The following is a 15,378-nucleotide window of genomic DNA, read 5'->3' on the forward strand; positions in this document are numbered from 1 at the left end:
GCTTAACTCATCTAATTTAGGTAGCAAAAAATCTTTGTAATTGGAAAACTATAAGAAGACAAAACATCATTCGCAAAATAAAAAATTAATTTTTTATACCAATTTAATATGAAGCTGCACACAATTTTTACCCCTCCTAATCTCCCCGAAGTTCGGAGAGGAGCCGTAGGCGGTGGGGTTCTTTCTATGCATCTTTATATAGAAATGGTATTACAGTATTAAAAATACTGCTATTCAAAATTATATAAATGATTTTTTGCTTGGGGGAAATGGTTCCTTAAGTGAGAAAGTTATCAATACTAATGCTAACCCTATAGTTCGGACTAATATAGAATGCAAGTTGGTCAACTGAAAGATTTAGTAGGGCGGATAAACTAAGGTAGTTAAAATTGATAAGGATCTAAGTCATGGAATTTGAAGAAGCATTTAGAGTAGCAGATGCCGCTGTTTTTGCCAAAACGAATAGACACCTGAAAGATGTTGAAACAGTAATGCTTCGGGCAGCTTGGCAGCGTAAAAAGTATGATGAAATTGCAGAAACTTATGGATATGCTGCTGAATATCTCAAACATGATGTTGGTCCTAAGTTATGGAAATTGCTTTCAGATGCCTTAGGAGAAAAAGTTAGTAAAATTAATTTTAAAGTGGCATTAGAACGTCGAAGTCTTTCTCTTGCAAACCCTGACCAAATACATCTGGGACAAGCTGTACAAATTACAAAATCTATAACCTCTGATTCAGGGTTAGAAGAAGCTGTTAGCTATCAGTGTCAGGACTGGGGAGAAGCAATTGACGTATCAAGTTTTTATGGTCGCACGGCAGAACTTGCCACGTTAGAGCAATGGATTGTACAAGATGGTTGTCGGTTAGTAGGGGTGCTAGGTATTGGGGGAATAGGTAAAACTGCTTTATCTGTAACCAGCGCACAACAAATTCAGGATAAGTTTGAATATCTCATTTGGCGTTCCTTACGTCACGCTCCACCTCTTAAAGAAGTTTTGACCAAGCTGTTACGATTTCTGAACAAGCAGCATAAAAATGAAATACCGGACACTTTGGATGGTAAATTATTACAGTTAATTGAGTGTTTGCGCCAACACCGATGTTTGTTAGTATTAGACAATTTTGAGTCAATTTTGCACCCTAGCGATCGCACCGAACATTACTCAGAGGCTTGTGAAGAATATGGTGAACTACTTCGACGAATAGGAGAAACATCACATCAAAGTTGTTTGGTAATTACGAGTCGGCAAAAACCTAAAGAATTGGCTTCCTTAGAAGGAGAAACACTACCAATTCGCTCATTACAGTTAAAAGGATTGAAGGAGGCTGAAGGACAAAAAATCTTTATGGATAAAGGTTTATTTTTTGGGTCCGAGGCAGAATGGAAAGTATTAATTTCCCATTACTCTGGCAATCCATTAGCACTAAAGATAGTTGCCAACACTATTCAAGAATTATTTAATGGTAAAATCTCAGAATTTTTAAAACAAAACATTATTGTTGTTGGTGCAATTCGCGGTCTTTTAGATCGGCAGTTTGCTAAATTATCAGATTTAGAAAAGGAAGTAATGTATTGGCTAGCCATCCATCGCGAGCCAATAACATTTACAGAATTGCAAGATAATTTTTTATCAGCGGTAGTAACTTCAAAATTACTGGAAGCTTTGGTAACTTTGCAGCAAAGTGCTTTGATAGAGCAGAGTTCTGCGAGGTTTACCCAACTACCAATTATTATGGAGTATGTAACAGAACAATTTATTGAGTTGATATGTGATGAAATATCAATTGGAACACCAGTGTTGTTAAATAAGTTTTTTCTTCTCAAAGCCGATGCAAATGATTGTTTGAAAAAAATTCATATTCGTGTTTTTTTAAAGCCAATTATAGCTAAGATGGAAACTATAATTGGTTCTCAAAAAGCTGTTTTAGGTAAGTTGAATCAAATTCTTTTAAATTGGCAAGAAAAGTTTCCAAATTCTCCTGGTTATTTAGCTGGAAATATTATAAATTTATTAATTCAAATGAAAATTGATTTAAAAAAATATGATTTCTCTCAATTAAATCTTTGTCAAGCTTACTTACAAAATGTTAATTTGCATTATGTCAATTTTAGACAATCTAATCTATCTAAATCTGTCTTTGCTGAGCACCTAGGCGGTGTTTTGTCCATAGCATTTAGTTCAAATGGTCAAATTTTAGCCACAAGTGATACCAACGGTGAAATTCACTTATGGGAACTGGCGACAAGTAAAAAAATTTTTATTTGTAAGGGACATACTAATTGGACATTTTCAGTTGCTTTTAGTCCTAAAGGTAACATCTTAGCTAGTGGCAGTTATGACCAAACAATAAAATTGTGGGATGTTAGTACCGGGCAATGCCTAAAGACTTTATCGGGACACACTGGTTATGTACAATCGATCGCTTTTAGTCCTCAAGGTAGTACTTTAGTCAGTAGCAGTTACGACCAAACAATGAAATTGTGGGATGTCGGTAATGGTAAGTGCTTAAAAACTTTATCAGAAGATACCAGTTATATACAAGCGATCGCTTTTCTAAATAGTCATACTTTAGCCACTGGCAGTCAAGACCAGACGATAAAGTTGTGGAATATTGATACGGGTCAATGCTTAAAAATTTTGCAAGGACACAACAGTTGGGTTTCATCAATAGCCTTTAGCCCTGAAAGTAATATCCTAGCTAGCAGTAGTCACGACCATACAATAAAGTTGTGGGACGTTGATACGGGTCAATGCTTAGAAACTTTGCAAGGGCACACCAGTTGGGTTTCAGCCGTTGCATTTAGTCCAGATGGTCATACTTTAGCTAGTGGTAGTGACGATCGCACAGTAAAATTGTGGGATGTTGATACGGGTCAATGCCTAAAAACTTTGCGAGGGCACAACAGTTGGGTCTCATCAGTAGCATTCAACCCTGAAAATACTCTAGCTAGCGGCAGTCACGATCAAACTATCAAGTTATGGGACATCCATACAAGCCAATGTCTGAAAACCGTGCAAGGACATACAAATCGGGTTTGGTCAGCCGTTTTTAGTCAAGACAGCCAAATTTTAGTAAGTGGCAATGAAGACTGTACCGTGAAGTTGTGGGATGCCTATACAGGTCAAAGTTTGAAAATATTGCAAGGACACACAGATAGAGTCTTGTCAGTCGCCGTCAATCCTTTGGGGTTAACCTTGGCTAGTGGCAGTGAAGATGGTACTGTAAGGCTATGGGATATCGATACAGGTCAATGTTTAGAAATTTTGCGGGGACATACAAATCGAGTCTTGTCAGTTGCCTTTGCACCGCAACGTAACGCAGATATAGAACCCTTGGCAGAAAACAGTCCTTTAAGTTGGCTCTTAGCCAGCGGTGGTGATGACCATACTGTGAAGTTATGGGATGCCAACACTGGTAAATGTCTCAACACTTTTTACGGACATACGAGTTGGGTAACATCTGTCATGTTCAATCCTCAAGGTAACATTTTGGCTAGTAGCAGTGATGACAACACCGTAAAGTTGTGGAATGTCATTACTGGTGAATGTCTGAACACCTTCCACGGACACACCAGTTGTGTATCATCCGTTGCTTTCACTCCTCTAGGTGATACCTTGGCTAGCAGCAGTCACGATCGAACAGTGAAGTTGTGGGATGCGAATACCGGTCAATGTTTGAAAACTTTGGCAGGACACACGAGTTGGGTATCTTCAGTAGCCTTTGCACCGCAACGCAGCAGTAACATTGGGGATAGCAAAATTTTAGCCACTGGCAGCCACGACCAAACAGTAAAGTTATGGGATATCAGTACTGGTCAGTGTTTGAAAACTTTGCAAGGACACACAAGCTGGATATCTTCAATTGCTTTTGCTCCCCGAATATACAGTGTTGCAGAGCTTTTTACAGAAGACAGCCCTCAAAGCGGTAGCCTGATTAGTACTAGCCTAGACGAAACAATTAAGGTGTGGAATATCAATACAGGCGAGTGCTTAAAAACTGTAAAATCTGATAAACTATACGAGGGAATGAACATCACAGATACTACAGGTTTAACGGAATTAACTATTGCAACTTTAAAGGCTCTCGGAGCAGTACAGGGTGCTGCACAATCTGTAGACAATATGATACCAAGTTCAATGAGTTATTATTAGAGCACCCGTGCAAAAACCTGAAAGCTTACTATCTCCCCTAGTTCTCCCCGATTTATGCTTATCACTATAAACATCAATACTAAACGAGGATACACAGTAGGAACAGTATGCGCTTATCACTAAGTATTAGTATCGGATTAGCTCTATTTCTGGGATGGAATGCATCTGTTGTAGCTCTTCCCCTGACATTCCCACAAGCAAAACTTGTACAAATGGCGGACAATTCCAACTACGTTAACTCAAACGAGTTAGGGGAACTCAAAAGAAATCTAAAATTATGGAACAAACAAGGAATTCTCAACTATCGTTACACACTTACCAATAATTGCTTCTGTGTAAGCGAATTCAGAGGACCAGTTATTATTGAAGTGCGTAACGGAATCACGACTTCTATCACGAGTGCCGCTACTGGTCAACCAGTTAACCCAGAACTATTCCAAAAATATGATACAGTTCCCGATCTCTTTGATTTAATTGAGGATGCGATTACCAATAGAGAATCGGATCTGAGTGTGGAATACAACCCTACACTAGGCTACCCGACTCAGATTAATATCGGTAATCTAGCCGCCGATGCAGGAATAGTGACTACAATTGAGAATCTAGAAAAGATTTAATTTCTAGTTTATTCCAATTTCAAGTTCTTAATCATAACGATCTTATTTTAGAGGAACAAAAGGTCAGCACTCCTTTGCTTTGACCTTTTTACCTCTTATTTTATTATCATTACACAGATTGTTTTTATTTTCATATTAAGTCCGGTTAATTAGTTATTATTAAACAATCTGTGCAAAAACCGGAAAACCCTCTCCCCCTCCCCCCATTGCCTTCATGATAAGTCTTTACCCGGACATGATATGACCCACTTATTGAGTATCAAAGCAGCCCGTAGGAAAGAGCACAATCAACTATCTTCAGCCATTGACCTTTACTGTGCTAAATGCTACTCCTGCCAAGCGCAGACTCAGTGCAACAGCAATCAGCATGGCAACGGTGCCGCTCAAAAATGGTGCAGAACTGCCAAAGGTGCTAAAGCATACTCCAGCCCAAGTAGGTCCAACTATTCTTGCAAGAGCAGAAGCTGACTGTGTAACTCCCATAGTTTCTCCCTGCGATGAGGCGGCGGCAAACTTTGAGATTAGACTGTTGGTTGAAGGAATACTAGTACCCGGTCCTATTCCCAAAAGTATCCCACCCAATATCACTAACGGTAAAGTATTGGCACTGGCTATGAGTAAAAAACCCATTGCTGTTGCGCTCAATCCAAATATTAACATCTTGCTTTCGTCAAAGCGCCTTGTCAGAATTCCTATGAGTCCACCTTGCATAATGGCGGTAAAGATACCCATAAGAGCAAACAAATAACCAATTTCCCCAGGTCCCCAGTTAAACTGCTTTTTAGCCCACAGCCCTAATGTGGTGTCAAGGGCGGAGATAGCAAAGGCTACCAAAAACGACATTCCTACAAGTAAAGCAATTTGTTGAGAACGCAAAACTTTTAACAAATTGAAAAGGCGTCGATGCTGTTTGAGTTCTGGAGTTTGAAACTCTTTTCTCTCAGAACTGAGTGATTCAGGTAGAAATGTGAAAGCAAGTGCCAGCGCCAATAGTGATAAAAAAGCTGCGAAGAATGACGGTAATTGGAAATTTGAGCCTTGCGTTCCCCAGGTAGCCAATACACCTCCAATCGCGGGGCCCAAAATGAACCCCAATCCAAACGACATTCCTAGCAAACCCATACCCTTTGCGCGATTTTCTGGTGTTGTAATATCTGCAATGTACGCCTGTGCGGTTGCAATATTACCTGCCATTGCTCCAGCCAAAGCACGAGCTACAAATAAAATCCACAGGAATTTCGCCAAACCCAGTATCGTGTATGCAATAACTGAACCTGTCAATGTCAGCAGAAAAACAGGACGCCTCCCATAGCGATCGCTGAGACTACCCCATAGGGGTGCAAAGAAAAACTGCATCAACGAATAGATGGCGACGAGAATTGCAGCGAAGAATGGGGTCGCGCCGAAGCTTGATGCATACAAAGGAATCAGTGGAATTATAATTCCAAAACCAATCAGATCGATGAAAACAATTAAGAATAAAGTAAATAAAGCTTTGTTATTATTCATAACTGCATGAGTTCTCCGTACTGTTTACCAGGTCATCGGTTATCAGGACTGAATACTTTTCTTAAATTGGTAGTGATAGACAAACAAAGAAAATCCAGAGTTAAAGATTTAATGTTCATTATTACACTACTTAAGTATTTATTTCTTTAGAATCTCAAATATATATCTTTAGATAGATTTATTTTTAAATTATTTCTTATACTTTTAAGCCCGAAATATATATATAGGTTTTCTTTTGTATAAGTTATGCACTTTAGGTGCCGTTATCAAATATAACTTTTTAGAGTATATATTTATACTTAAAATGACAACTTACCGACAGTAGGTTTGGGAATTGCTCAACAGCTTTTCTTCTGCGGTGCAAATTTTGGGTTAGAGAATGGTGCAATCTTAATGGGAGGGGAAATGATATATTTACAATTCTTTAAAACAATCAGCCTTAGCTAAATCTTTCAGTTCGCCTGCTACAGGCGAAAAACAATGTAGAGACGCTTCATATCATGTCCGGGTAAAGACTTATCATTAAGGCAGATGGGGAGATGGGGAGAGGGTTTTCCGGTTTTTGCGATTATTGTTTAATCATAACTAATTAACCGGGCTTAATATAATTTCTAGATACGTCTAAAGGATGGAATATCGATCGCATCCAGCTCAGTGGCTAAGCAGACTCTTGCAGATATTTGTGAAAGAATTGTGTTAGCTCGCGCCAAGAGTCTTCAGCCGCCAAGGGATTGTAGGAAGAACGCTCGTGGCAAAAAAACCCATGATCCGCATCATCGTAAACCTTCAATCTGTAGTCTTTGCCGAGTTCCTTGAGCCGAGACTCCATTTGTCCAACCCGTTCAAGAGGAATGAATGGATCGGTACTGCCAAAGAACAAGTATAAAGGCACGGTGATGTTTTTCGCTTCTTCGATCCATTCATCCAGAACCACACCGTAGAAAGGGGCGGCAGCTGCAATCTCGTTTGATAACCTGCAGGCGGTGAGAAAGGTGAGTCCACCACCCAGGCAGAAACCTGTCACTCCTACCCTTGATGGGTTTACGTCCGCTCTTGACTTAACATAAGCTAAAGCTGTCGCAATATCATCCTCCACAGACTTGCCAAAATCAAGGCGGTACATCATGGCCTTCGCTTTCTCAACTTCGTCGTACCCAAATTTGTTGTTTGGCAACCAAGGGTAATACAAATCCGGCGCGAGAACTACGTAACCTTCGTTGGCAATCCGGGCTGCCACGTCTCGGATGTGCGGTGTTAAGCCGAAGGCTTCCATCAGGAGGATGACCGGTGGCTTGGGTTCGCCCTCAGCAGGTGTACATAAGAAGGCGGGCATCTGTCCTGAGGGGGTGGGAATCATCACCTCTGTCTGTTCGATTTGCACCTTACTCCTCCTATGTATAGGTTAAATATAAACTTTATCAAGATAAGTCTTAAACTTAATTAATTATTAATTTGGCTGCCGTTGTAGCACAGCTGTGATAATTCCAATGCCAAATGCTCCAAGTAATGCTAAGCCCAAAAGTAGCTGACTGCCCTCAAATATTCCGGCTCCAGCTGCTACCCAAAGCGGTTTGGCAATGATAATGCTGGCTACTAGCGCTATTAAATAGCTTTGCCACGAGGTTCGCGTCAGTCCTATGGCATAAGCGACAAAATCAAACAGCCCTGTCATTAAAAAGCCTATCATGATAAAAAAGTTACGTTCCAGATGCCGTTGAGCAAGGCGATCGACCTTCTCAATAAATGTCTGACCCACAAAGCGTTCCACTAAACTGCGTCCATAGCGACGAGCAATATAGAAATTGAATAGACAAGATGCTAAATCTGCTAAAGCAATCACCACCAGTCCCTGAACAAACCCAAAGAGCCCTCCTGCTAAAATCGCGTAAGCTGTCCCCGGCAAAACTGGCACGATGATACTTGTAAAGCGCAGCCCGAACAGGATTACAGGTGCCCATATACCAAATTGAGCAACCTGTTCTCGAACTTGCTCAATACCAATTTTGTTGAGCAGCCAGATTGCCAAAGCAATAAAAACCCCAATCAAAACCCATCGAAGAATTTTCATCACTCAACATCTATGCAATGATATCGATTATAGCGGTTTACCATTCGCATCAACTAAATCTGATGTGGGGCGCTGTTGTTTTGCGCCCTAAAAGATGATTCTTTGGCTGCTCTGCTGTCAGTGCAAACAGAACTGTTTCACATTAACTTTCTCTCACAACCAGACTCCAAGACGATCTTTAAGGTCGTGAAGAATGCTCTCAATGGTCTTCCGAAATTCTACTTCCAAGATATCGAGGAACGAACCTTTAGGCGTTTCAGTTACCCAGGGGTCCATGATTACAGAGCGTATGACAGTAATAGAGTCACCTGCTGAACCTGATACTCCCAAACGCTTTTTGTAGTATTCAATAAAATCAGACCCATATGCTTCAACTTTGAAGTCAGTCGTGCTGACAATCAGGTTATAACTATAAATATCTTCGCCCTGATTGATACTTAAGCGATCGTAAATCTCTTTGTTGAGGATGTTTGCTAACTCTAAATTATTGTTAACTTGATTTTCAGCAGTCTTAAAGTTGAAAGCGTATACCAAGATGTTTTGGTCAGGTCCCATTTCTTTGAGGATTTCCATTGCCTGTGCATCTTGAACGATCGCCTCATTAGTTTTGCCATCAATGTTATCGCGAATGTATTGAATCTTTTCTTCCTCATTAGAACCGGGTACTAAATCCGGCACGGGAGGGAGGGGAACAACGATGAAAGGATCGTTCGATTTTACCATACTCAGCAAGCGGGCATGAAGTTTATCGCAACTGTACATAGATTGACCTATGATTTTGCCATAGCCATTTTTTGTTGGTCGAATCACCCGGTGACTGAGGAATACGGCAGCAGGAGCAGCCCCTGGTTTTGAACCTTCAATGCCATAAATACCTACCGTTGGCTCTGTGGCTTCATGAAGTATGTACGGGGCTTGAAAAGTCACTAGATCGCGCATTGCTCCATTTCGATAGCAAAGCGCCCCAGATGGGTATGGTATATAACCTGATTTATGAGGGTCAACAGTTATAGAATCAGCCCTGCCAAGGTTCTCAAATTGCAGTTTCACGTAGTCGCTCAAGGGGGAAACTGGAACAGAAGAACTTTGCAAGCCCGATGGTTCTGGCAGTTCATACTCATCCTCTCGCAATAGAGAGGCATGATACCCGCCCCAAGCAGCGTCGGCATGAATGGTAAATTCTAACCCTTGGTTGCGAAATTCTTCTCGAAGCGCAAGAACTTCCGCAAGCGGGTCCACAGCACTTTCTTCAGTGCTTCCGATAACAGCTACTACTGTGTATACTGGTATTTTTTCATCTAAGCATCGCTGAATCTCTTCTCTCAGACTGTAGCCTCTAATAGTTGTCTCAGGTTTTTCTACAGGCGGGTGTATTCTCATTCTTGCAAACTCATCCACCATAATATCAATCATATTGGAGGCTCCCATTCCCAGCAGCGCGGCTGCCTTGGGAAATGAGTAATGTTTTGTTCCCGGTACAAAAAACACAGGCGAAGGAATCCCATCCAAATACCGCTTTGCAAACTCTTGCATTCCTAAATCTTGCAACGAATAACTCGACAAGGCTTCTGTGACGTCATTACTCGAAACACCGTATTTTTCTTGAATAATACCAGGTAAGCTGAGAACGTCATCCATTTGAAGGTTGAGCAGTTGCCAAGTGCTTAATTCCCTCAAAGTCTGCTCAGTCCATGCCAGAGCATTCGAGTCAAACGCACGAACCTTAATATCTCTTGCGCTTGTCAATCGTGGGTCCTTCTCCAAAGCTTCTTTCAGGGCAATCGGATAAAACTTGAGATTTCTAGCAGACCAGAGAGCTTCAATGTTGGCAATTGTTCCACCACAAGTGATGTGTCCCCAAGGAGGAATTGCACCATCTTGGATTTGTTCTGGCGTTGGGACGGTGTATCCCAGCATTCGGCAAAGATCGTCTCCTACAATTTGCTCTAGAAGTGTTGTTGCTGTTGACCCTTCAAAAGCGACGTTATTGGGGTTGTACAGCATCGCCGCAAAGTAGCCGACAATGCTAGGAATTGTCAGATCCCAGTTCATGTGCCCTTGATAGCGCGTACTGAAGAAAGGCACTGACTTTTTAAGAAATGCTAGCAAGATATTATAACTTTCTTTGAGAGAATCTATTGTCTGTAAATATTCTTGCGATCGCTTGATTTCCTCTGTAATGTGGCTCGGGTCACTCGGATGATAGTTTCTTCTCCAGTACGCTTGATCCCGAATAGCCTCTACAATTAGACTCTCAAGTACATCAACATTTTCTGCTTTTGGGCCTAAAAACCATGCTTCAACGGCTCGCGACCCTGGAGTGTCCAAGTCGGGAATTTCTCCCAATTGAAAAAGGTCGCTTATGCCACGACTAGCTTTTGAAAAAGCTTGGGTTTGGACGTCTCTTGGAGTTGTCATAAAAAACCTATCCTTAAGTAGAGCAAAAACGTTACTTGGATAAGTTACAACATCTCATAGGATAGCAATCTGCTAGCTGATAGCGAAATTAAACTTAAGACTCGTTATCACATTTTCAATTATTTTATTGAATTATAAAAAATTGAGAAAAGTATTGACGAAAAAGACCTCATATGAAATTGTAGCGATCGCTAGGTTCAAAACATCTTGCGGTAAAGGTGCTGATATCGCTAATCTAGTGGAAAAGTCAGATAAATCAGTTGCCATCATGACAGAAGCTAAAAATGTCCTTGGAGAACCACTAGAAATATGCTGCACTTCCCCAATGACCGGTTACTACCGGGATGGAAAATGCAATACAGGGGGAGGAGATTTTGGTGTACACGTTGTCTGTGCACAAGTGACAGAAGAATTCTTAGCATATACAAAGTCAAGGGGTAACGATTTGAGCACACCCGTTCCTGCGTTTAATTTCCCTGGGTTAAAACCAGGAGATAGATGGTGTTTGTGTGCGTCTCGCTGGCAAGAGGCGTTAGAGGCTGGGGTTGCACCACCTGTGGTTTTATCGGCAACCCACGCATCAGCTTTGGAACACGTTTCCTTGGATGACTTGAAGCAGCACGCTGTTCAGTAGTTAATTAAGGTTGTCATTTGTCATTTGTCTTTGGTCATTTGTCATTTGTCTTTGGTCATTTGTAAGGTTTGGGTAGTTCACGCAGGCGTGCCATGACCAAAGACGGAATTGGTATAAATTGCCAGTTGTGCCCGATTCTTTAGGTTGAGACGGTTAAAAATGCTATTAATATGAGTCTTAACAGTACTTTCTGAAATAAAAAGCTTCCGAGCAATTTCTTGGTTGGTTGCTCCAATTGCCACTAAACGCGCTACGTCTAATTCCCTTGGGGTCAATTCTGTCAGTGCCGGTGGAACAGACTCGGATGGATTGGGCTGGCTTTGTTTTTGGTTCACAATCCGTTCTAAAAGACCGGGGGCAAGTTGGGCGTATCCACGATAAACGCAGCGAATTGCATTTACCAGTTCTTCTGAGGGCATATCTTTGAGGAGATAACCTTTTGCTCCCCCTCGAATCGCTTCATTTACATCCCGGTCATTATCGTAGGTGCTCAAAACCAAAACTTTCGTATTTGGAAATCGTTCGCAAATGATACGAGTAGCGGTACTACCATTCATGACTGGCATTCGCACATCCATCAATACAACATCCGGTTGTAGTGTTTCAACTTGTGCGATCGCAGCTTCTCCGTTGTCTGCCATACCCACAATCTCTAGATCTGGTTCTAGACTCAACATAGCTTTCAGACCTTGGCGAACTATACTTTGATCGTCTACAAGTAATAAGCGAATCATAGCTACACCTTTACAATAAAAATTTGGAATGTAAAATCTTTATCTATTCAGCCATTAAACCACTAACAACTAACCATGTTCACGTATCTTGATTTAATTTTTTAACAGCTTGACGAAGTTCTTGCATCAGGGTTGAACTCAGTTGGTAGGCTTCTGAGAGGGAGTGCTGAGCTTGATTGGGATCGATATACCAAAGTTTATGAGCAACTTGCAATTGGATATTTAAAGCGACGATTGACTGCCCTAACGTATCATAGAAATTGTGTGCAATACGATTCTGCTCCTGCATCTGTGATAAGTCTCCTATTTGCATTGCGTACTGTTGCAGTTGTTTTTGAGCTATTTTGAATTCCCGATACTTTTGGCAATTTGTGTATGCAATCTTCACCAGTTGCCAACCGACGATGAAAGAAAGTGTCACTAACAAAAGGATATCCATGATGACAATTTTTAATTTAATGACAATTGAATAACCAAAACCTGGTGAAGAGCCAACACATTTCAAATTGATAACTCCACCTCCTTTATTGATACATCTAATTTTGTTTCTAAGCTACCATTTGAAATCTTTTCCCAACCAAAGTTGGAGTTTTGTATGAAAGTATCAAACAAAAGTTTTAGTCCAAATCAAGAGGTTGCCATTCACCAATTTCCACAAGCTTTTGTTGATTCAACAACATAGACTCTTGAGAGATTGACGCCACAGGTTTCATTTGAGATTTGGTTGATATTTTACTATTCCCTCGGAATCCTACCTCGTTGCCACTGCGTTTTGATGAAACAACCTTTTCCTTATCTCTGGCTGGGCTTGCATCTGGAGTGGGAAGGGCGTATGGTGTGGAGTCTTCGTATCTTGGTTCATAAAACGAACTTGTTGTTGAAGGTGGATATAAAGAAGGTTCTTTAGGAAGGGGTGAAGAAGGTTTTAAAGGTATGGAGAATTGTAAAGGAACCTTGACACCAATGCGACAACCCGACCCTGGTTGAGAATCTAAATTGAAATGACCTTGCAAAACGGCAACCCGTTCTTGCATTCCCACCAATCCATAACCTGTAGCGACTTCCTCACGATTAAATCCGCGACCGTTATCTTCAATCATCAGATATACATCTGTTGGCGTTGTGCTGATATGAATTTGCACCTCTGTCGCCATCGCATATTTACGAATATTGTTAAGCGCTTCTTGAATAATTCGATACAGGGGTGTCACAAGTTGTGAAGGTAATGCGATCGCAAAATCAATTTCAACTGTTGGTACAATACCAGTAGTGAGCTGAAAATCATTGACCAAAAAGTCGATGAGCATTTGCAGAGATTGAGTTTGGGAAGCATCGCTGCGTAATGCCCCTACCGACTGACGAACTTCTTGAGTAGCGATCTTAACCAAACGATGTGCTTCTGTCAAAAACTCCTCTGCCTGATTTGGGTCGGGTTTGCAGAGTTTCATCGCCGTCTGTAATTGAAAGTTCAGTGCTGTGAGTGCATGTCCCAGGGAATCATGCAAGTCCCGCGCTATGCGATTGCGTTCTTGCACCGCTGAGAGATTGGCGAATTCTAAAACACACTGCCATAACTGTTGGTGCATCTGAGCGACTTGTTCTGGCGTGTAAAGTTCTTCGACCACTATCCTCTCCTCATAACGTCTAGCTGAATATCAAGTAGTTCTACGTGAAAACAGCTTATGCAAAAAATTTGCTTGCTCTTAACTTAATCCTTACAGTTTTGGTTGGAAATTGAACCATTAGGCATAGTCGCACGGCACAAATCTGTTTTTTTCAGATTGGTGTTGGTCAGGTTCGCGTCTTTCAAGTTAGCACCCTTGAGGTTAGCACTTTTTAGATCGGCACCACTTAAGTTAGCGCCACTAAGATCGGCACCAGCTAGGAAAGCTTTATCTAGCTCAGCACCTTTTAGATTGACCGCTTTCAAATTGGCATCCCTTAAGCTAGTGTAAATCTCGGTTTTCATTCCCGTCCAGGAATTTCGGATAACAGCCGTGCTAAGGTCTGCGTCCTCTAAGTTAGCACCCTCCAAAACAGCATTTCCCAAATTGGCTCCTTTTAATTCAGCAATGCGAAGATCTGCCCTAGAAAGATTTGCATGACGCAGATTCGTCCGGGTTTTGCCCTTTGTCGTTAGGTTAGCTCCCCGTAGAATAGCTCCCTCTAAGTTAACACCTTTGAGATTGCAACCTTCTAGATTAGCTTTTTCCAAGTTAGCACCTTTAAGGTTAGCTCCTCTTAAATTGGAGCCTTTAAGATTAGCTTGCCTCAGGTTAGCTCCTTCTAATTGAGCCCCACTGAGATCGCAATTGTGACATTTTTTAGTTGTCATAAGTTGCTGAACGTGTTGGGGATTACCGACTCTAATTCCCCTGCTTTTCATCTCGTCCAAAAGTTGGGCTTCAGTGAGATTTTGGGTAGGAACTTTTAACTTATCCGCTAGAGCAAGCCCAGATTTGCGTCCTATCGTGACTGTCATGTAGTTAAGGCTGTCTTGACCGCTTGTAGATGGAACTGTATAGCCGATTTCTATTTCAGATAAATCCTTATACTCTAAAAAAGGTGCTGCAATCAAAAGACCAAGAAGCCCAAAGCCACTAGAGACTTCAAAATTATCTTTATGAAATTCTAAATAGTCCATAGAAACAATCTGACCGTAGGAAATTGTAACTTCTTGGGTATCTCGTTTATTTCCTAAAACTTCTAGTTCTTTCCCTTTTTCTAAGTACGCCACCAGGCGAGCGCTGGTAATTGCAACTTTGCAGCTGCTGCTAGTTCGTTCAATGTCATCAGACAAAACAGAACACTCGCCGCGATCGCCTGGACGGTTTTCGAGAGGTACGGGAACGTCATAGCCTTGGCAGCGAGAATTGTGAGGAAACTTAGAACACAAGTTATAAAACTCTTGTTCCCGGTTTTCAGCTTGGCTGGGAACGGCAAAGAAAACAGCAGCAAATTGCAATCCAACAATTCCAAGGACTCCTGCTAAGCTTAAGAGTCCTGGATAATTGTTGTTGCCAAGATAAGATTTCATAGTCTGACTCAGTCTTTTTAAAGTTGTTGTAGAAACAGAGCGTTTAAATGTTTAACTAAAGCCACAAAAATAGCTCTACCTATACTTCGGGCTCAAGTTGGAACTTTTATGATGAAGTCCAGGTCAGTATGCAAAATCTTCAAGAAAGTATGCAAACTTTTGCCAGAATGGGGAGAATGCCAATGCAAAAGTGCATAAGTTGAT

The 15,378-nt window shown here is 41.3% G+C and carries 11 protein-coding genes; 3 read left to right on the plus strand and 8 right to left on the minus strand.

Features of this window, described 5'->3' with window-relative positions:
* The first annotated feature begins 407 nt into the window (after nucleotides 1-407).
* Nucleotides 408-4,157: a WD40 domain-containing protein gene (locus ACYRY3_RS28405; protein ID WP_460205031.1), complete on the plus strand. Its 3,750-nt coding sequence runs from the start codon at nucleotides 408-410 to the stop codon at nucleotides 4,155-4,157.
* Nucleotides 4,158-4,264: 107 nt separating this feature from the next.
* On the plus strand, nucleotides 4,265-4,774 hold the full coding sequence (locus ACYRY3_RS28410) for a DUF6174 domain-containing protein (RefSeq protein WP_460205032.1): 510 nt from the start codon (nucleotides 4,265-4,267) through the stop codon (nucleotides 4,772-4,774).
* A gap of 297 nt (nucleotides 4,775-5,071) precedes the next feature.
* Here ACYRY3_RS28410 and ACYRY3_RS28415 read toward each other — a convergent pair whose 3' ends face one another.
* The 4 genes from ACYRY3_RS28415 to ACYRY3_RS28430 all read right to left on the minus strand — a co-directional run bounded on the left by ACYRY3_RS28415 (nucleotide 5,072) and on the right by ACYRY3_RS28430 (nucleotide 10,769).
* Complete coding sequence (locus tag ACYRY3_RS28415) at nucleotides 5,072-6,283, minus strand: MFS transporter (protein WP_460205033.1); 1,212 nt, start codon at nucleotides 6,281-6,283, stop codon at nucleotides 5,072-5,074.
* Between the two features lie 658 nt (nucleotides 6,284-6,941).
* Nucleotides 6,942-7,664, minus strand: coding sequence for a dienelactone hydrolase family protein (locus ACYRY3_RS28420; RefSeq protein ID WP_460205034.1), 723 nt, complete (start codon nucleotides 7,662-7,664; stop codon nucleotides 6,942-6,944).
* 66 nt (nucleotides 7,665-7,730) lie between these two features.
* Complete coding sequence (locus ACYRY3_RS28425) at nucleotides 7,731-8,351, minus strand: TVP38/TMEM64 family protein (protein WP_460205035.1); 621 nt, start codon at nucleotides 8,349-8,351, stop codon at nucleotides 7,731-7,733.
* 153 nt (nucleotides 8,352-8,504) lie between these two features.
* Nucleotides 8,505-10,769 (minus strand): pyridoxal phosphate-dependent decarboxylase family protein, encoded by a 2,265-nt coding sequence (locus ACYRY3_RS28430; protein ID WP_460205036.1) that lies wholly within the window; start codon nucleotides 10,767-10,769, stop codon nucleotides 8,505-8,507.
* A gap of 268 nt (nucleotides 10,770-11,037) precedes the next feature.
* Between ACYRY3_RS28430 and ACYRY3_RS28435 the strand changes: the two genes are divergently transcribed.
* Complete coding sequence (locus ACYRY3_RS28435; RefSeq protein ID WP_460205130.1) at nucleotides 11,038-11,403, plus strand: DUF2237 family protein; 366 nt, start codon at nucleotides 11,038-11,040, stop codon at nucleotides 11,401-11,403.
* A gap of 77 nt (nucleotides 11,404-11,480) precedes the next feature.
* On the opposite strand, the gene ACYRY3_RS28440 is transcribed toward ACYRY3_RS28435, so the two are convergent.
* The 4 genes from ACYRY3_RS28440 to ACYRY3_RS28455 all read right to left on the minus strand — a co-directional run bounded on the left by ACYRY3_RS28440 (nucleotide 11,481) and on the right by ACYRY3_RS28455 (nucleotide 15,174).
* Entirely contained in the window at nucleotides 11,481-12,137 is a 657-nt protein-coding gene (locus tag ACYRY3_RS28440) for a response regulator (protein WP_460205037.1), read from the minus strand.
* Nucleotides 12,138-12,216: 79 nt separating this feature from the next.
* Nucleotides 12,217-12,576 (minus strand): histidine kinase, encoded by a 360-nt coding sequence (locus ACYRY3_RS28445; RefSeq protein ID WP_460205038.1) that lies wholly within the window; start codon nucleotides 12,574-12,576, stop codon nucleotides 12,217-12,219.
* 178 nt (nucleotides 12,577-12,754) lie between these two features.
* Nucleotides 12,755-13,762 (minus strand): sensor histidine kinase, encoded by a 1,008-nt coding sequence (locus ACYRY3_RS28450; RefSeq protein ID WP_460205039.1) that lies wholly within the window; start codon nucleotides 13,760-13,762, stop codon nucleotides 12,755-12,757.
* Nucleotides 13,763-13,845: 83 nt separating this feature from the next.
* On the minus strand, nucleotides 13,846-15,174 hold the full coding sequence (locus ACYRY3_RS28455; RefSeq protein ID WP_460205040.1) for a pentapeptide repeat-containing protein: 1,329 nt from the start codon (nucleotides 15,172-15,174) through the stop codon (nucleotides 13,846-13,848).
* Nucleotides 15,175-15,378 lie beyond the last annotated feature (204 nt).

The organism is Scytonema sp. NUACC21 (assembly GCF_054684315.1).